This is a genomic window from Afifella sp. IM 167, assembly GCF_020144925.1.
GTDB lineage: Bacteria > Pseudomonadota > Alphaproteobacteria > Rhizobiales > Afifellaceae > Afifella.
This window is the reverse complement of sequence record NZ_NSLC01000001.1, coordinates 338,869-360,704: the sequence shown is the minus strand read 5'-3', so window position 1 is coordinate 360,704 and position 21,836 is coordinate 338,869. Positions and strand designations below refer to the sequence as shown.

Genomic DNA, 21,836 nt, shown 5'->3' with positions numbered 1-21,836 from the left:
CTCATGGCCGCGCTTCCGTCTCTTCCGGCAGCGCCGCAAGGCGGGCGAGCGCCCCCGCGTCGGAAGCCCCCTCCAGCCCGTCGACGAAGGCGGCGATCTCTTCGGCCCGTCCCGCGCCGAGCGCATCGCCCGCCGCTGCCATGAAGCGGCTGCGGACGAGTTCGGGCGTGGCGAAGACGACGTCGTCCAGCTCTTCGGTGATTTCGGTGCCGTCCTTCAGGTGGAGCGTCACGCGCGCGCCCTGCCTTTGCGGGAAGGCGGCGGTGAAGGCTGCGTCCGCCGTCAGCGTCGTGGCCCCGATGAGGCGGGCGATCTCGGCGTCGCCGAGCCTTGCGTAATTCGCCTCGGCGATCTCGCCGGCCGCGATCGCGGCCGCGACGCCGAAGGGAATGCTCATCTTCGCCTGTAGGGCACGCTCGAAAGGACCGAAGGCGTCGCAGCCGGGGTAGCGGACCGCGGCCTCGGAGGTGGCGATCTCGACCCGCTCCACGGCAGAGCTGCCGCCGGCGACCCGCTCGATCGCGGCGAGCGCCGCCTGGCAGGGCGACTGGGCGAAGTTGCAGGCGGGAACGGGCTTGTTGAAGACGGCCTCGATCTCGCTCTCGCCCTCCGGGAAGAGGGTGATGGCGCCTTCCATCGGCGCGCGGCGGAAGGCGGCGAAGAGGCCGGCCTCGCCTTCCAGGATGGAGGGAGAGGCGAGCGCGCCGGCGCGGGCAAGCCCGATGGCGGTGACGGCGCTGCGGGCGGCAAAGCCCGGATGGAAATACATCTCGCTGCCGCCGTGATGCGGCCATTCGTTGAGCCCGCCGGAGGTATTGGCGGCGAGCGAGAAGGCGCTGAGCGCGATCTCCTCGCCGGTGGCGAGGAGGCGGCAGCCGGCCATCGCGCCGGCCATGGGGCCGACGAGGCCGGTCGGGCGGAACAGGCGGGCGATCTCCGTCGTCATCAGGGCGCGGCCGAGCCGGCCGCCGACCTCGTAGCCGGCGATCGCGGCGGCCAGCATGTCGGCGCCGGAAATCTTTCGGCTCCCGGCGAGGGCTAGGAGCACCGGCCAGACGACGACGCCGAGATGGGCGATGGCGCCGGCATGCATGTCCTCGCGCACCAGGCCGTGGCCGAGGACGGCATTGGCGAAGGCCGCCTCGCCGGGCGTGGCGCGCCGTTCCGAGGCGAGGATCGCCGCACCGCCCGCAACCGGCGTGGCGATCGCCACGGCCTGGCGGCTCCAGGGAAGGTCGCGCGCCTCCATGGCGCAGGAGAGGAAATCGAGAAGGCAGGTCTTGGCCTTCTCCACAGCGGCGGCGGGCAGGGCGGCGAGGTCGGCCGCCAGGGCCTGTCGCGCGATCAAGGCTGCGGCCGCCGGCGGAGCATGCCCCGCCGGGCCGCTTCGCGCCGTGGCCGCAGCGGCCGTCATCCCTTGCGCTCGCGGATTTCGACGCCGGCCCAGTCCTCGACGACCTTGACCATGGATGTGAAGTCGGAATCGGGTCCGTATTTGCGGTTGGTGATGGCGAGCATCTGGCGCACCAGCGATCCGGCGATCATGGGCACGCCCATGGCCTCGGCCTCGTCGACGCACAGGCGCACGTCCTTGTAGGAGAGGGCGGTGGCGAAGCCGAAGTCGAAGGTGCCCGGCAGCACGGCCTTGGGGAACTTGTCCTGCGTCGCCGAATTGCGGCCGGTGCTGACATTGATGATGTCGAGCATCACCTTGGGGTCGATGCCGGCCTTGACGCCCATGGCGAGCGCCTCGGCGCTGAGGGCGATGGCGGCCGCGGCCAGCATGTTGTTGGCGAGCTTGACGACCTGGCCGAGGCCCGGCTCCTCGCCGACGAAGAAGACCTTGCCGAAGGTTTTGGCGATCGGCTCCACCTCATCGAAGGTCGCCTGCGGGCAGGAGACCATCAGGGCGAGCGTGCCGTTGGTGGCGCCGGCGATGCCGCCGGAGACGGGGCAGTCGACCCATTGCATGTTCTTCGCCGCCAGCCCTTCGGCGACCCGCTTGGCCGTGCCGGGGCCGGTGGTGGAGACGTCGAGCAGGATACGTGCCTTGGAGCCGGAGGAGACGCCGTCCTCGCCGAGCGCCACGCGCTCCAGGATGTCGGGCGTCGGCAGGCTGGTGAGGACGATCTCCGCCTGGTCGGCCACCTCGCGCGGCGAGGCGGCCTTTGTCGCGCCGAGGGCGAGGAGGGGTTCCAGCGCCGCCTCGTTCTTGTCGAAGACGACGAGCTCGTAGCCCGCATCGATCAGGCGCTTCGACATCGGCCCGCCCATGCGGCCGATGCCCACAAAACCGAGAATACGCGTCACGTTCTTTTCGTCCTCTTCGATGTCTTGGCTGGTGTCCTGGCTTGTCCGCTGTCCTGGCTCGTCCGGTGTCCTTGCTCGCCGCCATGCGGGCCTCAGGGCCCGGCGATGGTCAGCGCGCCGTCGATCTTCAGCGTCACCCCGGCGATGGTCCTGGCGTCGTCGGAGGCGAGATAGACGGCGGCGGCGCCGATCTCCTCGGGGTCGGCGATGCGCTGCAGGGGCGTGCGGGCGCGGCGGGAGGCCCAGCCCGCCTCGTCGATGACGGAGTTGGAGCCGGGGGTGGAGACGGGCCCGGGCGCCAGAGCGTTGACGCGGATGCCATGCGGCGCGAGCTCGACCGCCTGCTGGCGGGTGAAGGCGTCGATGGCGCCCTTGATGGAGGTGTAGACGGCCGCGTTCTTGATGGAGAAGGAAACCGCGACGGAGGAAAGGTTGAGGACCGAGCCGCCGCCGCGGGCGATGAGGTGCGGGGTGGCCGCCTGCGTCGCCCAGAAGGTGCCCTTGAGGCCGACATCGAGCATGCGATGCACGGTGTCCTCGGCCATGTCGACGAGCGGGGCGTAGTGGAAATAGACGGCGTTGTTGACGAGGATGTCGAGGCCGCCGGCCTCATCGGCAAAGCCGTCCACGGCATCCAGGACGGCCGCCCGGTCGGTGACGTCGCAGCGCATCGGCACCAGGGCGCCTTCGCCCGCGCGCCCGGCCTCCGCCAGAAGCTCTTCCTTGACGTCCAGCACCGCCACCTTCGCCCCCTCGCGGGCAAAGGCGAGCGCAATCGCACGGCCAATCCCACCGGCCCCGCCGGTGACGATGGCGTTTTTTCCTTCAAGGCGCGCCATGGCGGTCAAGCGCCCATGCCGGCGCGCGAACGCACGTATCTCGGGGTATGCAGCATTTTTCCTCCCTGCCCGGCTCTCTTCGGATCCGTCGGCGTGTGCCGTCAGCGCTGCCTGCGGCTCCATGGCAGGCATATCCCGGCGGGGAGGTGAGTGCAATAGGATTGTATGATTGCCGTATCATAAGGGCGGCATAAAGACGCCATCAGAACGCGCTTGGGGGCGCCCCAGCGGCGCTTGCCTGCGGCGCGCGGCTGGCAATCGGAGAGCGGGGGAAAAAGCCGCCGGCGCGTGGCCGGTTGCGGCCGCGGCGGGGCGAGGAGGGAGGTTTTCGGTGGACGCTAGCTCTTTTCCACCGAGATGGCGGCGCCATCGAGAATGGCGGCGATCCGCTCCGTTTCCTCCTGGCTCAGCGGGCCGCGCTCGCGGCGCAGGCGCAGGGCGGTGTTCAGGTTTTCCATGGCGCGCACGATCTGCGGCGGAGGGCCGCCGCCATGGGTGGCATGCACATCGGCCATCCGGGAAAGAACAAGCTCCACCGCCTGGCGACGCTCGGCAAGCCAGGCCTCGCCTTCGGGCGTCACGGCATAGAGCTTCTTGCCGTCCTCCTCCGCGACGGTGGCGTGGCCGAGCTCCTCCAGGAGGCTGAGATTGGGATAGATCACCCCCGGGCTCGGGCTGTAGGTGCCGGCCAGCCGGTCCTCGATCTCCTTGATCAGTTCATAGCCGTGGCGCGGCCGGTCGGCGATCAGGGCGAGGATGACGAGGCGCAGTTCGCCATTGTCGAAGATGCGGCCGGAGCGGCGCAGGCCACGACCGAAGCGGCGACCATGCCCGCCACCGCGGCCTTTTCCGCGCCCGCAACCGCCCCCGCGGCCCATGCCGGAGCAATCCCCCCGACCGTCCCGGCCACCGCAGCACTCGTTCTCGTCCATCCGTTTGGAACCGATCCAGTTTCGATATGTCTTGATTTCGATATATCGAATCTTTATCTCAATCAAGGTCCGGCATGTCCGCCGTCAGCCGCTTTCCGGCGCGCCCGCCGCGCCCGCGGCGGCAGAGGGGCCTGAACGGCCCGGCGGGACGGGACAGATGCTGCGACAGGAGGATCTGATGGCTGTTGAGACCTACCCGGCGAGCGGGATCGATCTATCGTCCGGGCCGAGCCCGGAAGAGGGAAGCGAACCGACGCGCCGCGACTTCTTCATCATCTCGGCGGGCGCATTCGCGGCCGTCGGGGCCGCCGCCACGCTCTGGCCGTTCATCGACCAGATGAACCCGGACGCCTCGGCTCTGGCACTCGCTTCGATCGAGGTCGACATCTCGGCGATGGAGCCGGGCCAGTCGATCACCGTCGTGTGGCGCGGCAAGCCGGTTTTCATCCGCTACCGCACCGAGGAGGAGATCGCCGCGGCCAAGGAAACGCCGCTCTCCGAGCTCAAGGATCCGGTCGCGCGCAACGACAACCTTCCCGCCGACGCCAGGGCGACGGACGAAAACCGCGCGCCGGCCGGGCGCGAGGAGTTCCTCGTCATGGTGGGCATCTGCACCCATCTCGGCTGCGTGCCGCTCGGCGAGGCGGGTGACTACAACGGCTGGTTCTGCCCGTGCCACGGCTCGGTCTACGACACGGCCGGGCGCATCCGTCACGGGCCGGCGCCGGAGAACATGCTGATCCCGGTGATGGATTTCGCCGCAGACGGCAAGCTCATCGTCGGCTGAGCCCCAGAACGAGACGCTCGGGCCGCCACCGCCCGGCTGCGATTACCCGCCCTCGCCGGTGGCGTAGCGGCGGGTGATCGCCGCCCGCAGGCGCTCGCGGCTCTCGGCCGGCGAAAGCTGCGGCTCGGCCGCGAGGGCCTCGGCCTGGCGGGCGAGCTCCTCGTCCTTGATGATGGCGCGGAACCAGCGGGTGTAGTCGCCGGCGATCAGGTGATGATTCCAGGTGGCGTCGTCGACGGCAAAGCCGATCTGAAGGAATTCGGAGAGGTTGCGGGCCGGCAGCGAGACGGCGCGGTCGGGCCCGCGGAACCAGAAAGCCTGCCATTCGCCGACATCTCCGGCGACGTATTTGCCCTTGTGCCGCCTGTGCGCCTGGTGGGGAGCGCCGAGATGGAGGAGGCGCGCCGGCCCCTGCGCATGCAGATCCCAGAAGAGTACCTCGTCCCGGTCCTGCGGGGCATGGGCGTGCGGCGGCGGCCGCCCCAGCGCCTGTGCGATGCCTGAAACCGTCGCCGGGGCATCGCGGCCGAAGGCGAGGACGGCGTCCACCTCTTTCAGCGCGCTCTCGGCGATGAGGTTCGGGCCGATGGTGAGGAAGACCGTCGCCGGCAGCCCCTTCAGCGTGCCGTTCATGTCCTCCGCCGTCGCCGGCAGGACGTGATGCGCTTCGTCGACGATGATCCATTGCGGGCGGCCGGAGCGCGCCTTCAGCTCGGCGACCGCCGGCAGCATCTCGGCAAACAGGCTTTCCCTTTCGGCAAGGCCGAGGGCGACGGCATTGACCACGACATTGACCCCGGTTTCGCGCAGGAGCCGCATCACCTCGGCCGCCGAGGGCGGCTTGACCCGGTCGCCGACGGTCACGGCATGCTCCAGCGCCTCGTAATCGCCTTCCGGATCGAAGATGCAGAACTCGAAGCCCCGCTCCACCATGCGTTCGGCCAGAAGCGTGCCGAGCTGCGACTTGCCGGCGCCCGATGGCCCGACGACGAGGGCGCAGCGATCGGCCTCCAGATAAACGGGTTCGCCCTGCGGGTCGGAGCCGACGAAAAGGCCGAGCCGCTCCGGCGGAAGGATGTCGAGATCCTCCTGGAGGATCCTTGCGATCAGCTCCGCGACGCCTGCGCCGTGATCGGCGCCAAGCACGATGTCGGCGCTCGCCTTCAGCACGGGCAGCGCATTGGCGACGGCGGCCGCGCAGCCGGCGGCCTTCAGGAAAGCGTGGTCGTTTTCCGCATCGCCGACGGCGACGACGCTGTGGGGGGCGATGTCGATGAGAGCGAGCGCGGCGGCAAGGCCCGAGGCCTTGTTGACGCCCGGCGGCAGCACCATCACCGCTCCCTTGTTGAAGGCGATCTGCAGCTCCAGTCCCATCTCGTGGATGACTGAAAGGACCGTCGTCTCGTGCGGCTCCCAGGTGGCGAGGACGCAACGGCCGACGGAGATCGGCGCCACGCCGCGGTCGATCAGCCGGTGGACGAAATCGGATGGGGGCGGCGGTGCGAGCGCTTGTTCGCGCCCGCTCGCGGGCTCGTAGAGCACCGCCCCGTTTTCCGCGACGACGACATCGAAGAGATCGAGCCGGGCGAAGGCGTGGCGCAGATCGGCGAGTTCGCGGCCGGTGACGAGGATCAGCCGGCGGCCGGAGGCCTTCAGGCGGGCGAGAGCCTGGCAGGTTTCGGGCGTGACGGCGCCATGCTCGGCGAGCGTGCCGTCATAGTCGGTGGCAAGTGCCAGGAAGTACATCGATACCTTCCCTCTTCCCCCGCATATCCTTCTCGCACCTTCCGGCGGCAGAGCGCCATCCCGCGAAACGCCGCGTCTTTGGCGGCGCCGGGCGATGCCGGATCATTCCGGGCGTTCGGCTGTGGGCGTTCGGTTGCGGGCGTTCGGTCGCGGGTGCTCGCTTGGGGGCGGAGCGAGGCGCGCCCGCGTCAGGCCGCCTCCTCCGCCTCGCCGGGCCTCAGGCGGGCGAGAAGATCGGGGTCGGGCGAAAAGCGCGCCCGCAGCGGCAGCATCGCCGCGCCGAGGACGCGCGCCGATGGGCCGATCGTGCCGGCGGCGACCTCGGCGGGCCTGAGGCCGGCGAGGTTGAAGCGGGAGATCTCGACCTGAAGCTGCTCGGTGACGCGGGCGCGCCATGGCGCCGGCAGGATGCCGTCGACGATCACCATCTGGAAATCGATGACCCCGAGCGCGGCGACGGCCGACTGGGCGATGGCCGGGGCCGCCTCTCCAAGCCATGCCTCGAAAACCGCGATGGCTTTGGGGTCGGACGAGCCGGTGAGGGTCACGGAGCGACCCTGCCCTGCCTCCACCAGCGCCCGTTCGAGGGTGATGACGGAGGCGATGTGGATGAGCTGGCGGGGTTCGGTGCCCGAGCCTCCGCAGACGGGCATGGAGCCGATGGCACCGGCGTTCAATTGCTCGCCGCTGTAAAGCCGCCCGTCAACCACCACTCCGCCGCCGATGAAGGTGCCGAGATAGATGTAGAGCGCGCTGCGGCGGGTGATCGCCGTGCCGGCGAGCATTTCGGCGGCGCAGGCGGCGGTCGCATCGTTGTGCAGCGTCGCCTCCAGGCCCGTCGCCGATTCCAGAGCGGCGGCGACGTCGGCCTCCTTCCAGCCGTCGAGGGCGCCCGGCGCCAGGCCGAGTTCCTTCGCCCAGACATGGATCTCGCTCGGCATAGCGATGCCGAGGCCGACGACGCGGTTGCGCTTGCGCTGCGGCAGGCGGGCGAGAAGGGCGTTCGCCTGGGCGATGGCGCGCGGCAGGGTCTGTTCCGGGAAAGGCGCCTCGTAGCGCTCGCGATCGGAACCGATCACCTCGCCGAGGAGATTGACGAGGATCGCCTCGCTGGAGCGCCGGCCGATCTTGACGCCGAGCGAGAAGGCGCCGTCCGGGTTCGGCGCGATCGGCGTCGAGGGCTGGCCGACCTGACCGCGAATCTTGTCGAGCTTGACGAGGTAGCCGTCGGCGAGGAGGCGGTTGACGATGACCGAGGCGGCCTGGCCGGAAAGGCCGATCTCGCGCGCGAGCTCGGCCTTGGACAGGGCGCCCGCCTTCAGGAGGGCGTCCATGATCAGCCGCTCGTTATAGGCCCTCAAGCCGCTGGAATCCCCGCCCCGCATGCCGTTCCCGTTCTCTCCCTGGACGTTGTGTTTTGTTGCGGCGGGTGGCGAGCCTAGCGGAAAGCACGTAAGAAAACCATTCTGATTTACTTATTCGGTGCGACGGACCATCATGGCCGCGAAACAAGAAACGCCCGCCGGCATGAAGCACGGCCGGCCACAGGGATGGATGAAAGAATGTTCGTCGTCTGCGGCGAGGCACTCTGGGATCTTTACGGCAGCGAAGGGGAGGCGGGGCTTTCCTTCGACGCGCGGATCGGCGGCTCGCCTTTCAACGTCGCCATCGGCCTTGCCCGGCTCGAGCAGGGCTGCGCGCTCCTGACCGGCCTGTCGCGCGACCGGCTCGGCGAGAAGCTTGCCGGCGCGCTTGAAACGGAGAGCGTTTCCACCGCCTATCTCGTGCGCAAGGACAAGCCGACGACGCTCAGCCTCGTCACGGTCGCGCCCGACGGGCAGCCGAGCTACGCCTTCTACGGGCTCGGCGCGGCAGACCGGAGCCTTGAGCCTTCCGATCTACCCGAGCTCGGGCCGGAGGTCTGGGGCCTGCATGCCGGCTCCTTCTCGCTGGCGGTGGAGCCGGTCGGCTCGACGCTCCTTGCGCTGCATCGGCGCCATGCCGGGCACCGGCTTCTGACGCTCGATCCGAATGTGCGCCTCAACGCCGAGCCCGATATCGAACTCTGGCGGAGCCGTGTGGCCGCCTTCGCGGCCGTCAGCGATCTTGTCAAGGTGAGCGACGAGGACCTGACGCTTCTCTATCCGGGCGAGGATCCGGCGACGAGCGCGGCGCGCTGGCTGGATTCGGGGGCCGGCCTCATCGTCGTCACGCGTGGCGGAGAGGGCGCCGAGGCGTACGGCACGTTCGGAGAGCTCTCGGTGCCCGGAAGGGCGGTGAAGGTCGTCGATACGGTGGGGGCGGGCGACAGCTTCATGGCCGCGCTCATCGCCGGGCTTGCCGAGCGCGGCGCGAAGAGCCGGGAAAAGCTTCTCGCCCTCGACAGGCTGGAGGTGGAGGGCCTCCTCGGCTTTGCCGCGGAAGCGGCCTCCATCACCTGCGGCAGGCGCGGCGCCGACCCGCCGAAACGGGCGGAGATCGGCGCGGGCGCGGGGCGGGACGCCTGATGGCGGCCCGCTCTTGCAGAAACGCGAAACGCGCCCGATCAGGCGCGGCGGGGTTCGCCGTAGGCGCCTTCGCGGGCGATGCGCGGGATGTCGTGGCGCGCGAAGCCCATATCGGCGAGATCGCGGTCGCCGTAGCTGTGCAACTCGCGGACGAGCTGGGCATAGTAGCGCCGCCGGCGATAGGCGGCCCATGCGCGGTCGAGCAGCGCGCGGGCGCTCGTGCCGATGGGCGCGGCGGATGCGAGGATCGGGCGCTGGAGGGTTGCGGTCTTCATGATGTCTTTCTCCACTTCCTGGAACGGCGCCCCGGATCTGTGCCCGGTGGCGTCATGGGGGCTGGCAGGGGGATCGCGCCGGCGGCGGGCGGCCTTGATGCGCTGCACGCGCCAGCGTCTGCCAGACGCGGATGCCTCCTCATGACCTCCGCGATTTCCTAGCCTTGCTAGGCTTTACGGAAATGATGCGATGCACCATAACCATGCTGTGCTGCACAAATAGGCCCGGCCTGCCCGGCTGCGAAGGCCTTGCTGGATCAAAGGCCTTTTGATCCGGCCGCAAAGCGGAGGCTCCGATGGAACTGTCGAGCCAGATGATCCTGTTCGCCACCGTCGTGGAGAGCGAGAGCTTCTCGGCGGCAGCCCGTTCGCTCGGCCATTCGCCTTCGGCCGTCAGCCGCCAGATCGGCCATCTGGAGGATCGCCTGAAGGTTCGGCTGCTCAACCGCAGCAAGCATGGGTTGTCGCTGACGGAAGAGGGCAGGGCCTTCTACGAACGCTGCGCGGACCTTGCGGCGCGGGTTTCGGAAGCCGAGACGATGGCCACTTCCATCAGCGGACATCCGACGGGCACCTTGCGCATCGTCGCCACCGTCGCCTTCGGCAAGGCGCAGCTCCTTCCCATTCTGCCGGCTTTCATGCGCCGCTATCCGGACCTGAACATCGCGCTGGAAGTGACGGACCGGAAGATCGACCTCGCCGGGGAGGGGATCGACGTCGCCATCCGCTTCACCGAGCAGGTGGATGACAGCTACGCCGTGGCCCGCAAGCTGGCGCGCAACCGGCGGGTCATCTGCGCGGCGCCGAGCTACCTGAAGCGCTACGGCACGCCCCGCACGCGCCAGGAACTTCGTGACCACAACTGCCTCCGGCTCTCGACGGTGATGCGCTGGAACGACTGGCACTTGGAGAGCCCGGACGGAGAAGGGGCGATGCTGCTGACCGGCAATTTCGAGGCGAACAGCGCCGACGCCATCTATCACGCCGCGCTCGCGGGCATCGGCATTGCGCGCCTTTCCACCTACCTGATCGACGACGACCTCAAATCGGGCCGCCTCGTGCGGCTCCTGCCCGACTATGCCGACGACGGCTCCGACATCCTGGCGCTCTATTCGGAAAAGCGGAATCTCGCCCCGCGCGTGCGCGCCTTCATCGACTATCTGGTGGAGCATTTCGGCACCGTGCCGCCCTGGGAGCGCGAGGCCTGAGAGGACCCGACACGGCCTGACGAGGCCGCGCGCGGGCGGCGGCTTTCATGGTCAAGTAATTACAAAGTCAAAGTGATTTATTTAATTGACAGGTTTTGGGTCGCGTGGTGTAGTTGCGCCCAAGGCGGGGCACGGCTGGGCCGTCCGCGCCGGGAAGAGACGAGACCGAGGAAGAGGCCGGAGAGCGGTGCGCCGCGCAGCCGGCCCGGCGGAAGCTCGCAGGCCCCACGGGAGGTCGGCTGCGCCGCACAGGCAGGATGGCCGCCGGGAAAACCGTCTCGCGCAGATTCACCAACCGGCGGCAGATGATCGCCGGGAACGCTTCACAGGCGCGCCGCCGAACGGGCTCGCGGAAGCGAACAACGGGAGGAAAGCATGAAGTATCCAGCTTTGCTGGTTGCCGCCACGTCGACCCTCGCCCTCGCGGCGGCGGCGCATGCCGAAACGATCACCATCGCCACGGTCAACAACGGCGACATGATCCGCATGCAGAAGCTGACGGACGGCTTTACCAAGGACAATCCGGACATCGACCTTGAGTGGGTGACGCTCGAGGAGAACGTGCTGCGCCAGCGCGTGACGACGGACATCGCCACCAAGGGCGGCCAGTACGACGTCATGACCATCGGCAATTACGAAGTGCCGATCTGGGCCAAGCAGGACTGGCTTATGCCCCTCGACGACATGCCGGAAGGCTATGACGCCGACGACATCCTGCCGGCGATCCGCAGCGCTCTGACCGTCGACGGCAAGCTCTATGCCGCGCCGTTCTACGGCGAATCCGCCATGGTGATGTACCGCACCGACCTTGCCGAGAAGGCGGGCGTGACGATCCCGGCCCAGCCGACCTGGACCGACATCATGAACGCGGCCAAGGCGATGACCGACAAGTCGGGCGAGATCTACGGCATCTGCCTGCGCGGCAAGCCCGGCTGGGGCGAGAACATGGCCTTCCTGACGGCCATGGCGAATTCCTACGGCGCCAGCTGGTTCGACAAGGACTGGAAGGCCCAGTTCGACAGCCCGGAATGGAAGGCCGCCTTCAACGACTACCTGACCATGATGAACGAGTACGGCCCTCCGGGATCCTCCTCGAACGGCTTCAACGAGAACCTGTCGCTCTTCCAGCAGGGCAAGTGCGGCATGTGGATCGACGCCACGGTGGCCGCCTCCTTCGTGACCGACCCGGACGATTCGACCGTGGCCGACAGCGTGGGCTTTGCCCAGTTCCCGAACAAGGAAGGCGTCGACAACCACGGCAACTGGCTGTGGTCGTGGAATCTCGCCGTTCCGACCTCGACGGATTCGCCGGAAGCGGCGAAGAAGTTCATCGCCTGGGCGACCTCCAAGGGCTACACCGAGCTCGTCGCCGAGAAGGAAGGCTGGCGCGCGGCGCCTCCGGGAACGCGCACCTCGCTCTATGAGAATCCCGAGTACCAGAAGGCCGCGCCCTTCGCCGAGATGACGCTGAACTCGATGAACGCGGCGACCCCCGACAAGCCGTCCGTCAAGGACGTGCCCTATACGGGCGGGCAGTTCGTGGCGATCCCCGAATTCCAGGGCATCGGCACAGGTGTCGGGCAGATGTTCTCCGCCGCGCTCGCGGGCCAGGTGAACGCCGATCAGGCGCTGCAGAATGCGCAGCAGCTGACGACGCGCGAGATGACCAAGGCCGGCTACATCAAGTAGGCTCCTCCTGCCTGCCGGACGCCCCTTTCGGGCGTCCGGCCTTTCGCCCTTCCTGGGGACGCAGGCGCTCGCGCCTGCCAGCGACGGAGTGTCAGCCATGGCGACGGCCCATTCGCGTTCGGCAGCCCGGATCATGATCTCCCCGGCGGTGATCCTGCTTCTCGGCTGGATGCTCATCCCGCTGTCGATGACGCTCTATTTCTCGTTCCTGCGCTACAATCTCTTGATGCCCGGCACGCATGACTGGGCCGGCTTCCTCAACTATCGCTTCTTCCTCACCGACCCGGCCTTCTTCGCCGCGCTGAAGAACACGCTCATCCTCGTCGGCGGCGTGCTTGCCATCACCATCGTTGGGGGCGTGCTTCTGGCCATCCTGCTCGACCAGCCGATGTGGGGGCAGGGGATCGTGCGCATCCTGGTGATCGCGCCGTTCTTCGTCATGCCGACGGTTGGGGCGCTGGTTTGGAAGAACATGTTCATGAACCCCGTGAACGGGCTCTTCGCCAGCCTCGCCAAGGGGATCGGCATGCAGCCCTTCGACTTCCTCGGCGAGGCGCCGCTCGCCTCCATCATCCTGATGGTCGCCTGGCAATGGCTGCCGTTTGCCACGCTGATCCTGCTGACGGCGCTGCAATCGCTCGACAGCGACCAGCTTGAGGCGGCCGAGATGGACGGGGCGGGGCCGCTCAGCCGCTTCTTTCACATCATGCTGCCGCACCTTGCCCGGGCGATCACGGTGGTGGTGCTGATCCAGACGATCTTCCTCTTGTCGGTCTTCGCGGAAATCCTCGTCACCACCAATGGCGGGCCGGGTTATGCGACGACCAACATCACTTATCTCGTCTACGCCCAGTCGCTCCTGCAGTTCGATGTCGGCGGCGGCTCGGCCGGCGGCATCGTCGCGGTCATTCTCGCCAATATCGTCGCGATCTTCCTGATGCGGATGATCGGCAAGAACCTGGACATCTGAGCATGGCCCGCAACGTCACCAAAAACCGCAAGCTCGCCATGACGGTCCTGGCATGGGCCATCGGTATCCTGATCTTCTTCCCGATCCTTTGGACGATCCTGACGAGCTTCAAGACGGAGGCCGAGGCGATCGCCTCGCCTCCTTCCTTCCTGTTCTTCGACTGGACGCTCGACAATTACCGGGAGGTGCAGGAGCGCTCGAACTATTTCCGCCACTTCTCCAACTCGGTGATCATCTCGCTCGGCTCCACGATCCTCGGCCTTGCGATTGCCATCCCGGCGGCGTGGTCGATGGCCTTCGTGCCAGGCAGGCGGACGAAGGACGTCCTGATGTGGATGCTTTCGACGAAGATGCTGCCGCCGGTGGGCGTGCTCATCCCGATCTACCTCATCTTCCGCGACACCGGCCTTCTCGACACGCTGACCGGCCTCACCATCGTCCTGATGCTGATCAACCTGCCGATCATCATCTGGATGCTCTTCACCTATTTCCGCGAGATCCCGGGAGAGATCCTGGAGGCGGCGCGGATGGACGGGGCGGGGCTGAAGGCCGAGATCATCCATGTGCTGACGCCGATGGCGGTGCCGGGGATCGCCTCCACGCTCCTGCTCAACATCATCCTGGCCTGGAACGAGGCGTTCTGGACGCTCAATCTCACGGCCGCGAAGGCAGCGCCGCTGACCGCCTTCATCGCTTCCTATTCGAGCCCGGAGGGTCTTTTCTACGCCAAGCTCTCGGCGGCCTCGACGATGGCGATCGCGCCGATCCTCATCCTCGGCTGGTTCAGCCAGAAGCAGCTGGTGCGCGGGCTCACCTTCGGCGCAGTGAAATAAGACGGGGCGGCGCGGTGAAATGAGACGGGCGGCGCGGTGAAGTGAGACGGGCGTTGAAATAGCGGCGCCGCGAAGGCGCCCACAAAAGCCGCGGCGCATCCATGCCGCGGCGCATAGGGACGGAAATGGGACACATATCGCTGAACCAGATCACCAAGACCTTCGGCAACGTGCAGGTGATCCCGCCGCTCGACCTGGAGATCCGCGACGGCGAGTTCATCGTCTTCGTCGGCCCCTCCGGCTGCGGAAAGTCGACGCTTCTGCGCCTGATCGCGGGGCTTGAGGACGTCACCTCCGGCGAGATCCAGATCGACGGGCGTCAGGCGACCGAGGTGCCGCCGGCCAAGCGCGGCCTTGCCATGGTCTTCCAGTCCTATGCGCTCTATCCGCATATGAGCGTGCGCAAGAACATCGCCTTTCCGCTGAAGATGGCGGGCATGGAGAAGAGCGAGATCGACAAGCGGGTGGAGGGCGCGGCGCGCGTTCTCAACCTCACCGACTATCTCGACCGGCGCCCCGGGCAGCTCTCCGGCGGCCAGCGCCAGCGCGTCGCCATCGGGCGGGCGATCGTGCGCGAGCCGGCCGCCTTCCTCTTCGACGAGCCGCTCTCCAACCTCGATGCGGCGCTCAGGGTGAACATGCGGCTGGAAATCTCCGAGCTGCACAACAACCTCGAGACGACGATGATCTACGTCACCCACGACCAGGTGGAGGCGATGACGATGGCGGACCGGATCGTCGTCCTGCAGGCGGGCGTCATCGAGCAGGTGGGCACGCCGCTGGAGCTCTATTCGCAGCCGCGCAACATCTTCGTTGCCGGCTTCATCGGCTCGCCGAAGATGAACTTCATCGAGGGAGACGCCGTCGGCCATTCGGAAGCGGCGAAGATCGGCATCCGGCCGGAGCACCTCAACCTTTCCACCAGCGAGGGCGAATGGGCCGGCACGGTCAACGTTTCGGAGCATCTCGGCTCGGACACGTTCCTGCATGTGCAGACGGAGAAGCTGGGCACGCTGACGGCGCGGGCCGACGGCGAGTTTCCGGTGCGCCACGGCGACAAGGTCTTCCTGACGCCGCAGGAGGATAAGATCCATCGCTTCGGCGCCGACGGGCTCTCCATCTGATGCGCCTTGAAGGCAAATCCGCCATTATCACGGGCGCGGCGCGCGGCATCGGCCGGGCCTTCGCCGAGGCGTATCTTCGCGAAGGCGCGCGGGTCGCCATCGCCGACATCAACCTGGAAGGGGCCGAAAGGACCGCCGCCGAGCTCGGCGAGGGCGCCTATGCGGTGCGCCTCGATGTCACCGACCAGGCTTCGATCGAGGCGGCGGTGGGCAAAGTGGTGGAGCGGGCCGGGCGCGTCGACATCCTCGTCAACAACGCCGCGCTGTTCGATCTGGCGCCGATCGTGGAGATCACCCGGGCGAGTTTTGACAGGCTCTTTTCCATCAACGTCGCCGGCACGCTCTTCACGCTGCAGGCGGTGGCGCGGCAGATGATCGCCCAGGGCGAGGGCGGCAAGATCATCAACATGGCGAGCCAGGCAGGACGGCGCGGCGAGGCGCTGGTGGCCGTCTACTGCGCCACGAAGGCCGCCGTCATCAGCCTCACCCAGTCGGCCGGGCTCGACCTGATCCGGCACGGGATCAACGTCAACGCCATCGCGCCGGGCGTCGTTGACGGCGAGCACTGGGACGGGGTCGACGCGCTGTTTGCGCGCTACGAGAACCGGCCGCTCGGCGAGAAGAAGCGCCTCGTCGGCGAGGCCGTGCCCTACGGGCGGATGGGCCGGGCGGAGGATCTCACCGGCATGGCCGTGTTCCTGGCGAGCGCGGAGGCGGATTACATCGTCGCCCAGACCTACAATGTCGACGGCGGCAACTGGATGAGCTGAAGCGCCGGCCTGCCACTGGCCTGCGAACATTCGAAGGACGATCATGAGCATACGGCTAAGCGCCGACAATCTTCCCGTGATTTCCGGCATCGCAGAAGTTCCCGGCTACGACCGGGCGGGGCTTTCGGCCGGCATCGTGCATTTCGGCATCGGCAATTTTCACCGCGCCCATCAGGCGCTCTATCTCGACGATCTCTTCAAGACGGGCGAAGACCATGAGTGGGCGCTCCTCGGCGCCGGCGTCATGCCGGGCGACGCGAGAATGCGCGAGACGCTGGAAGCCCAGGACTGGCTGACGACCGTCGTCGAGCAGTCGGCGGATGAGAGCCGGGCGCGCGTCATCGGGCCGATGACCGGCATGCTGCCGGTCGCCGACAGCGCCGCCATCATCGAAAGGCTCGCCGATCCGGCGATCCGCATCGTCTCGCTCACCGTGACGGAGGGCGGCTATTTCGTCGATTCGGCCGGCCATTTCGATCCGGGCCATCCGGCGATCGTCGCAGACGGCAAGAGCCCGGATCAGCCGCAGACCGTGTTCGGTCTGATCGCGGCGGGGCTGAAGCGGCGCAAGGAAGCCGGCGTCATCCCCTTCACGGTGATGTCGTGCGACAACCTTCCCCATAACGGCGTGGTGGCGCGCGAGGCCGTGGTCGGCACCGCGCGGCTCTCCGATCCCGCGCTTGCCGACTGGATCGAGGCCAACGTCTCCTTTCCGAACGGCATGGTCGACCGCATCACCCCGGCGACGGGCGAGCGCGAGCGGCGCAGCGTGCAGCAGGATTTCGGCATCGAGGACGCCTCGCCGGTCTTCTGCGAGGATTTCCGCCAATGGGTGCTGGAGGACGCCTTCCCGGCGGGAAGGCCGGCGCTGGAAAAGGTCGGCGTGCAGTTCGTGCCGGACGTGACGCCCTTCGAGATCATGAAGATCCGCATCCTCAACGGCGGACATGCGGTGATCGCCTATCCGGGCGGGCTTCTCGACATCCATTTCGTCCACGAGGCGATGCAGCACCGGCTGATCGCCGCGTTCCTGGAGAAGATCGAGCGCGAGGAAATTATGCCGGTCGTGCCGCCGGTGCCCGATATCGACCTTTCCTGGTATTTCGGCGAGATCAAGCGTCGCTTCTCCAATCCGAAGATCGGCGACACCATCCGCCGGCTCTGCCTCGATGGCTCCAACCGGCAGCCGAAATTCATCGTGCCGACGATCGCCGACCGGCTGAAGGACGGGGCGGACGTGACCGGGCTGGCGCTCGAATCGGCGCTGTGGTGCCGCTACTGCCATGGCGAGAGCGAGAGCGGCACCCCGATCGAGCCGAACGATCCGAATTGGGAGAGCCTCGTTCCGGTCGCCCGGCACGCCAGGACCGAGCCGGATGCCTGGCTGTCGATCGCCTCCGTCTATGGCGATGTCGGTAAGTCCGACGTCTTCCGCGAGCGCTTCGCGCATGCGCTGGGCGCGCTCTGGGAGGAAGGCACGGAGCGGGTGCTCACGCGCTATATCGAGGGAAACCTCTAGGTCCCGGGCAGATCAGCTCCGGGGCGGAAGCGGCGCCCTGCCGCGCGCCGCGGCGGCCTCGATCAGATGGCTTTCGAGCGCCTTGGCGGCGCCGCCCAGAAGAGCGGATTTGCGCCTGAGGACGCAGAGGCGGCGCGAGGCCCATTCGTCGGCGAGCGGGCGGCCCTCGATCTCATAGACAGTGGTGAAGCGGGTGACGCCGCTCTCGCGGATGAAGCCGACGCCGAGCCCGACCTCGACGAGGCGGCGGAGCGAATCGTGGCGCGTCACCTCGAAATGCTTGCGGATCGGATGGTCGATCATCGCGGCGGCGTTGAGGATCATCGCCTCGATGGAGGCGCCGCCCGCCATGGCGATGATGTCGTGGTCGAGCGTTTCGGCGAAGCGCACCTTCTCGTCCTTGCCGCGCCCCTTGAAGAGCGGGTGGCCGAGCGGGCCGATCACCCAGACCGGGTCGTCGGCGTAATCGTGGCGCACCATGTCGCCCGGAAGCTGGTGGTCGACGCTGACCGAGAGGTCGCAGAGCCCGTCGGCGACCATGCGGACCGCCTCGCGGTGCGAGCGCTCCATCAGCGTGACATGGACGCGCGGATGGTCCTTCTCGAAGCTGGAGAGGTCGTCGGCGAGCCGGCCGGCGAGCGCGGCCGAGACGACCGACAGGCGCACTTCGCCGCGCGTGCCCTCGGCGAAATCGCCGAGATCGGCGGTGAAGCCGTCTGTCAGTTCGACGATGCGGCGGGCGCGTTCAATCACCGCCTCGCCGACGGGCGTCGGCGCGACGCCGCGATTGCTGCGATCGAAGATGGGATGTCCGATCTCTTCCTCGAGATCGGACAGGCGCTTGCTTACCGCCGAGGCGGCAAGGCCGACCTGGTCGGCCGCGGAAGCGATGCTTCCGGTGCGCTGCACCGCAAGGACACAGCGCAGCGTCAGGACATCAAGGCGCCGCAAGGCCCGAAAGGCCTAGTGGCGGGAGGCCCGCTTGTCGGCCGCCGCCATGCGCTCCAGCGCATGCTCCGGCACCCGGCCATCGGCCTCGGCCTCGGCTGCGAGCTGGCAGGCGGTCTGGAAGATGGTCAGAAAGGCCATCACCGAATGGCCGGCGCGGGCGAGCGGGGCCGTAAGGTTCGGCAGGAGATGAGGGGTTCCGTGATGAAGCTGGGTGGCCATGGTGCTTGCTCCTGAAATCTGGCGCGTTACCAGCCACCTAAGCCCGGTTGCGGCATCGCACAATGGGCATTTTGAGAACGCAGCCATCGCGAAATGTGATGGCTGGGCGTGCGTGGCACGAGACCGCGCCATGCATGCCCGCAAAAGCGCGGTTTGCCGCGAAAAACGGCTCGCAGCGCCACGCGGGGCGTGCCGCGGGCGGTCGCATTCGCCGCAATGCCGGAAGTTGCGAGATGCGCCTCAGGCGATCCTGGAGGCGAATTCGTCCTTGTACGCTTGTGCCGCCGTGACGGCGATCATGTTGAGAACGTCGTCGGCGCTGCAGCCGCGCGAGAGGTCGTTCGCCGGCAGGCGCAGGCCCTGCAGGATGGGGCCGATGGCGATGGCGCCGCCGATACGCTCGGCGATCTTGTAGCCGAGGTTGCCGGCGTCGAGATTGGGGAAGACGAAGACGTTCGCCTTGCCGGCGACGGCCGAGCCCTGTGCCTTGCGCTCGGCGATGGCGGGAACGAAGGCGGCGTCGAACTGCAATTCGCCGTCGATGGCGATGTCTGGTGCGGCGGCCTTGGCCAGCGCCGTCGCCTCCACAACCTTGCTGACATTGCCGTGGCTGGCGCTGCCGGCCGTGGAGAAGGAGAGCATGGCCACGTGCGGCGTTTCGCCGAGAAGGGTCTGGCAGGATCTCGCCGAGGCGACGGCGATCTCCGATAGCTGCTCGGCGTCGGGATCGATGACGAGGCCGCAATCGGCGAAGATGAGCGCGCCCTTGCGGGTGTGATGCTCAGCGCAGAAGAGCATCAGGAAGAAGCTGGAGACGAGCTTGCAGCCGGGCTCCACGCCGATGATCTGGATGGCGGCGCGGACCGTGTCGGCCGTCGTGGCGACGGCGCCGGCGAGCGTGCCGTCGGCATGGCCGAGGCGCACCAGAAGGGCGGCGTAGTTGAGGGGCTCGCGCACCTTTTCGCGCGCCTCCTCCATGGTGACGCCCTTCTTGCGTCGAAGCTCGAAATAGGCGGCGGCAAATTCGTCGATGAGCGGCGAGGTGTCGGGATCGTGGATGGCGAGTTCGGCCGGATCGCCGCCGGCGGCGCGCACCTTCTCGGCCACCTTTTCGGCGTTGCCGACGAGGATGACCTTGGCGACACCCTCGCGCATGGCGCGGAGTGCGCCTTCCACGACGCGCTCGTCCTCGCCCTCGGCGAGGGCGATCGTCCTGCCGCCGAGCGCGGCCTTGGCAAGGATTTCGCGCAGAGGCTTCATGGTTTCCTGGGCGTTCGCCGGAAAGGGCGGGCGGCGCCGCAGCGCCGCCCGGGTTTCGTTACGCCGAGCGCTGCTGGCGCATGTCGGCCGGGTCGATGCCGGCCACGACCACCGGCTTCTTCATGGCGTCGCGGCGGAAAGGCTCGCCGAGCTCCTGGTTGAGGACGGCCTCGATGAAGGTGGTCTTGCCGGCCTTCTGAGCCTCCAGGGCCTCGTGCAGGGCGTGGGTGAGCTCTTCCATCGTCGTCGCCGTGACGCCGATCAAGCCGCAGCCCTCGGCGACGCGCGCATAGGAAAGATGCGGGTCGAGCTCGGTGCCGACGAAGTTGTCGTCGTACCACAGCGTCGTGTTCCGCTTTTCCGCGCCCCACTGGTAGTTGCGGAAGACCACCATGGTGATCGCCGGCCATTCCTCACGCCCGATCGCCGACATCTCGTTCATGGAGATGCCGAAGGCGCCGTCGCCGGCAAAGCCGACCACCGGGGTCTCCGGCGTGCCGATCTTGGCGCCGATGATCGCCGGGAAGCCGTAGCCGCAGGGGCCGAACAGGCCCGGCGCGAGATATTTCCGGCCCTGGTCGAAATCGGGATAGGCGTTGCCGATGGCGCAGTTGTTGCCGATGTCGGTGGAGATGATGGCATCGCGCGGCAGGGCCTGCTGGATGGCCCGCCAGGCCATGCGCGGGCTCATCCGCTCCGGCTGGCGCGTGCGGGCGCGCTCGTTCCAGTCCGTGCCCGGATCGTCGTCCTCATGGTCCATGGAGGAGAGCTGCTGCAGCCAGCGCGAGCGCGTCTCGGAGATGAGGTCGCGACGCTCCTTGCGCTGATGCTCGCCCGCCGAGGCGTCGAGCCGGGCAAGGATCTCCTCGGCCACCATCTTGGCATCGCCCTGGATGCCCACGGCGACCTTCTTGGTCAGACCGATGCGGTCGGCATTGATGTCGACCTGGATCAGCTTGGCGTCCTTCGGCCAGTAGTCGATGCCGTAGCCGGGCAGGGTGGAGAACGGGTTGAGACGCGTGCCAAGGGCGAGCACCACGTCGGCCTTGGAGATCAGCTCCATGGCGGCCTTGGAGCCGTTGTAGCCGAGCGGGCCGACGGCGAGCGGATGGCTGCCGGGGAAGGCGTCGTTGTGCTGGTAGTTGCAGCAGACGGGCGCTTCCAGACGCTCGGCAAGCTCGCGCGAGGCATCGATCGCGCCGGCAAGCACCACGCCGGCGCCGTTCAGCATGACCGGGAACTTCGCCTCGGACAGCAGCTTTGCGGCCTCCGTGATCGCCGCGTCGCCGCCGGAGGGGCGCTCGAGCGTGATGATCTGCGGCAGCTCGATGTCGACGACCTGGGTCCAGAAATCGCGCGGCACGTTGATCTGCGCGGGGGCGGAGCGGCGCCAGGCGTTCTCGATCACCCGGTTCAGCACCTCGGCGATGCGGGAGGCGTCGCGCACCTCCTCCTGATAGGAGACGCAGTCCTTGAACAGCGCCATCTGCTCCATTTCCTGGAAGCCGCCCTGGCCGATGGTCTTGTTGGCCGCCTGCGGCGTCACCAGCAGCATCGGCGTGTGGTTCCAGTAGGCGGTCTTGACCGCCGTGACGAAGTTGGTGATGCCCGGGCCGTTCTGGGCGATGCACATGCCCATCTTGCCGGTGGCGCGGGTATAGCCGTCGCACATATAGCCGGCGTTGCACTCATGGGCGCAGTCCCAGAAGGTGATGCCGGCTTTCGGGAAGAGGTCGGAGATCGGCATCATCGCCGATCCGATGATGCCAAAGGCCTGTTCGATGCCATGCATCTGCAGGACTTTGATGAACGCTTCTTCCGTCGTCATTTTCATTTCTGGAAAACCTTTCGCTCAACCGTGAGGGTGCGCGGCGGGGGCCGCGCACCGGAAATTTCG

The 21,836-nt window shown here is 67.8% G+C and carries 20 protein-coding genes; 9 read left to right on the top strand and 11 right to left on the bottom strand.

Annotated features, from left to right (window positions below):
- Window position 1: 1 nt before the first annotated feature.
- From CLD20_RS01775 to CLD20_RS01760, 4 genes are all read right to left on the bottom strand, one after another.
- Window positions 2–1,348: an MmgE/PrpD family protein gene (locus tag CLD20_RS01775; protein ID WP_224404874.1), complete on the bottom strand. Its 1,347-nt coding sequence runs from the start codon at window positions 1,346–1,348 to the stop codon at window positions 2–4.
- A gap of 62 nt (window positions 1,349–1,410) precedes the next feature.
- Window positions 1,411–2,310 carry an NAD(P)-dependent oxidoreductase gene (locus tag CLD20_RS01770; protein ID WP_224404873.1) on the bottom strand — a complete coding sequence of 300 codons (900 nt, stop codon included), beginning with the start codon at window positions 2,308–2,310 and terminating at the stop codon, window positions 1,411–1,413.
- A 92-nt stretch (window positions 2,311–2,402) separates the two neighbouring features.
- Window positions 2,403–3,149, bottom strand: coding sequence for an SDR family NAD(P)-dependent oxidoreductase (locus tag CLD20_RS01765; protein ID WP_224404872.1), 747 nt, complete (start codon window positions 3,147–3,149; stop codon window positions 2,403–2,405).
- Between the two features lie 338 nt (window positions 3,150–3,487).
- Window positions 3,488–4,027, bottom strand: coding sequence for a PadR family transcriptional regulator (locus tag CLD20_RS01760; protein ID WP_224404871.1), 540 nt, complete (start codon window positions 4,025–4,027; stop codon window positions 3,488–3,490).
- A 232-nt stretch (window positions 4,028–4,259) separates the two neighbouring features.
- On the opposite strand from CLD20_RS01760, the gene petA reads away from it, so the two are divergent.
- Window positions 4,260–4,868, top strand: a complete 609-nt coding sequence (gene petA, locus CLD20_RS01755; protein ID WP_224404870.1) for a ubiquinol-cytochrome c reductase iron-sulfur subunit — start codon at window positions 4,260–4,262, stop codon at window positions 4,866–4,868.
- A gap of 42 nt (window positions 4,869–4,910) precedes the next feature.
- On the opposite strand, the gene CLD20_RS01750 is transcribed toward petA, so the two are convergent.
- Together CLD20_RS01750 and CLD20_RS01745 are read right to left on the bottom strand one after the other, a co-directional pair.
- Window positions 4,911–6,614 carry an HAD family hydrolase gene (locus CLD20_RS01750; protein WP_224404869.1) on the bottom strand — a complete coding sequence of 568 codons (1,704 nt, stop codon included), beginning with the start codon at window positions 6,612–6,614 and terminating at the stop codon, window positions 4,911–4,913.
- Window positions 6,615–6,802: 188 nt separating this feature from the next.
- Entirely contained in the window at window positions 6,803–7,975 is a 1,173-nt protein-coding gene (locus CLD20_RS01745; protein ID WP_224404868.1) for an ROK family transcriptional regulator, read from the bottom strand.
- A 189-nt stretch (window positions 7,976–8,164) separates the two neighbouring features.
- On the opposite strand from CLD20_RS01745, the gene CLD20_RS01740 reads away from it, so the two are divergent.
- Window positions 8,165–9,121 carry a carbohydrate kinase gene (locus CLD20_RS01740; RefSeq protein WP_224404867.1) on the top strand — a complete coding sequence of 319 codons (957 nt, stop codon included), beginning with the start codon at window positions 8,165–8,167 and terminating at the stop codon, window positions 9,119–9,121.
- Window positions 9,122–9,159: 38 nt separating this feature from the next.
- Here the strand turns inward: CLD20_RS01740 and CLD20_RS01735 are convergent, their stop codons facing one another.
- Window positions 9,160–9,396: a DUF1127 domain-containing protein gene (locus tag CLD20_RS01735; RefSeq protein WP_224404866.1), complete on the bottom strand. Its 237-nt coding sequence runs from the start codon at window positions 9,394–9,396 to the stop codon at window positions 9,160–9,162.
- Window positions 9,397–9,692: 296 nt separating this feature from the next.
- Here CLD20_RS01735 and CLD20_RS01730 point away from each other — a divergent pair, with 296 nt between their 5' ends.
- From CLD20_RS01730 to CLD20_RS01700, 7 genes are all read left to right on the top strand, one after another.
- Window positions 9,693–10,604 carry a LysR family transcriptional regulator gene (locus CLD20_RS01730; protein ID WP_224404865.1) on the top strand — a complete coding sequence of 304 codons (912 nt, stop codon included), beginning with the start codon at window positions 9,693–9,695 and terminating at the stop codon, window positions 10,602–10,604.
- A 375-nt stretch (window positions 10,605–10,979) separates the two neighbouring features.
- Window positions 10,980–12,293: a sugar ABC transporter substrate-binding protein gene (locus CLD20_RS01725; RefSeq protein ID WP_224404864.1), complete on the top strand. Its 1,314-nt coding sequence runs from the start codon at window positions 10,980–10,982 to the stop codon at window positions 12,291–12,293.
- Window positions 12,294–12,390: 97 nt separating this feature from the next.
- Window positions 12,391–13,263: a carbohydrate ABC transporter permease gene (locus tag CLD20_RS01720; protein WP_224404863.1), complete on the top strand. Its 873-nt coding sequence runs from the start codon at window positions 12,391–12,393 to the stop codon at window positions 13,261–13,263.
- A 2-nt stretch (window positions 13,264–13,265) separates the two neighbouring features.
- Window positions 13,266–14,096: a carbohydrate ABC transporter permease gene (locus tag CLD20_RS01715; protein ID WP_224404862.1), complete on the top strand. Its 831-nt coding sequence runs from the start codon at window positions 13,266–13,268 to the stop codon at window positions 14,094–14,096.
- Between the two features lie 125 nt (window positions 14,097–14,221).
- Complete coding sequence (locus tag CLD20_RS01710; protein ID WP_224404861.1) at window positions 14,222–15,220, top strand: ABC transporter ATP-binding protein; 999 nt, start codon at window positions 14,222–14,224, stop codon at window positions 15,218–15,220.
- Window positions 15,217–15,990, top strand: a complete 774-nt coding sequence (locus tag CLD20_RS01705; protein ID WP_304504342.1) for an L-iditol 2-dehydrogenase — start codon at window positions 15,217–15,219, stop codon at window positions 15,988–15,990. Before CLD20_RS01710 ends, CLD20_RS01705 begins: the two co-directional genes overlap by 4 nt.
- A 43-nt stretch (window positions 15,991–16,033) precedes the next feature.
- On the top strand, window positions 16,034–17,509 hold the full coding sequence (locus CLD20_RS01700; protein WP_224404859.1) for a mannitol dehydrogenase family protein: 1,476 nt from the start codon (window positions 16,034–16,036) through the stop codon (window positions 17,507–17,509).
- A gap of 12 nt (window positions 17,510–17,521) precedes the next feature.
- Here CLD20_RS01700 and CLD20_RS01695 read toward each other — a convergent pair whose 3' ends face one another.
- The 4 genes from CLD20_RS01695 to xsc all read right to left on the bottom strand — a co-directional run bounded on the left by CLD20_RS01695 (window position 17,522) and on the right by xsc (window position 21,773).
- Window positions 17,522–18,460, bottom strand: coding sequence for a LysR family transcriptional regulator (locus CLD20_RS01695; RefSeq protein WP_224404858.1), 939 nt, complete (start codon window positions 18,458–18,460; stop codon window positions 17,522–17,524).
- Between the two features lie 12 nt (window positions 18,461–18,472).
- Window positions 18,473–18,679, bottom strand: coding sequence for a hypothetical protein (locus CLD20_RS01690; RefSeq protein WP_224404857.1), 207 nt, complete (start codon window positions 18,677–18,679; stop codon window positions 18,473–18,475).
- Window positions 18,680–18,919: 240 nt separating this feature from the next.
- Complete coding sequence (gene pta, locus CLD20_RS01685) at window positions 18,920–19,939, bottom strand: phosphate acetyltransferase (RefSeq protein WP_224404856.1); 1,020 nt, start codon at window positions 19,937–19,939, stop codon at window positions 18,920–18,922.
- Window positions 19,940–19,997: 58 nt separating this feature from the next.
- Window positions 19,998–21,773: a sulfoacetaldehyde acetyltransferase gene (gene xsc, locus CLD20_RS01680; RefSeq protein ID WP_224404855.1), complete on the bottom strand. Its 1,776-nt coding sequence runs from the start codon at window positions 21,771–21,773 to the stop codon at window positions 19,998–20,000.
- Between the last annotated feature and the right edge of the window lie 63 nt (window positions 21,774–21,836).

Coding starts and splice junctions, on each gene's coding strand:
- CLD20_RS01765 (WP_224404872.1), bottom strand. CDS start 3,149: ATGGCGCGCCTTGAAGGAAAAAACGCCATCGTCACCGGCGGGGCCGGT.
- petA (WP_224404870.1), top strand. CDS start 4,260: ATGGCTGTTGAGACCTACCCGGCGAGCGGGATCGATCTATCGTCCGGG.
- CLD20_RS01720 (WP_224404863.1), top strand. CDS start 12,391: ATGGCGACGGCCCATTCGCGTTCGGCAGCCCGGATCATGATCTCCCCG.
- CLD20_RS01725 (WP_224404864.1), top strand. CDS start 10,980: ATGAAGTATCCAGCTTTGCTGGTTGCCGCCACGTCGACCCTCGCCCTC.
- pta (WP_224404856.1), bottom strand. CDS start 19,939: ATGAAGCCTCTGCGCGAAATCCTTGCCAAGGCCGCGCTCGGCGGCAGG.
- CLD20_RS01700 (WP_224404859.1), top strand. CDS start 16,034: ATGAGCATACGGCTAAGCGCCGACAATCTTCCCGTGATTTCCGGCATC.
- CLD20_RS01730 (WP_224404865.1), top strand. CDS start 9,693: ATGGAACTGTCGAGCCAGATGATCCTGTTCGCCACCGTCGTGGAGAGC.
- CLD20_RS01750 (WP_224404869.1), bottom strand. CDS start 6,614: ATGTACTTCCTGGCACTTGCCACCGACTATGACGGCACGCTCGCCGAG.
- CLD20_RS01690 (WP_224404857.1), bottom strand. CDS start 18,679: ATGGCCACCCAGCTTCATCACGGAACCCCTCATCTCCTGCCGAACCTT.
- xsc (WP_224404855.1), bottom strand. CDS start 21,773: ATGAAAATGACGACGGAAGAAGCGTTCATCAAAGTCCTGCAGATGCAT.
- CLD20_RS01710 (WP_224404861.1), top strand. CDS start 14,222: ATGGGACACATATCGCTGAACCAGATCACCAAGACCTTCGGCAACGTG.
- CLD20_RS01740 (WP_224404867.1), top strand. CDS start 8,165: ATGGATGAAAGAATGTTCGTCGTCTGCGGCGAGGCACTCTGGGATCTT.
- CLD20_RS01760 (WP_224404871.1), bottom strand. CDS start 4,027: ATGGGCCGCGGGGGCGGTTGCGGGCGCGGAAAAGGCCGCGGTGGCGGG.
- CLD20_RS01735 (WP_224404866.1), bottom strand. CDS start 9,396: ATGAAGACCGCAACCCTCCAGCGCCCGATCCTCGCATCCGCCGCGCCC.
- CLD20_RS01715 (WP_224404862.1), top strand. CDS start 13,266: ATGGCCCGCAACGTCACCAAAAACCGCAAGCTCGCCATGACGGTCCTG.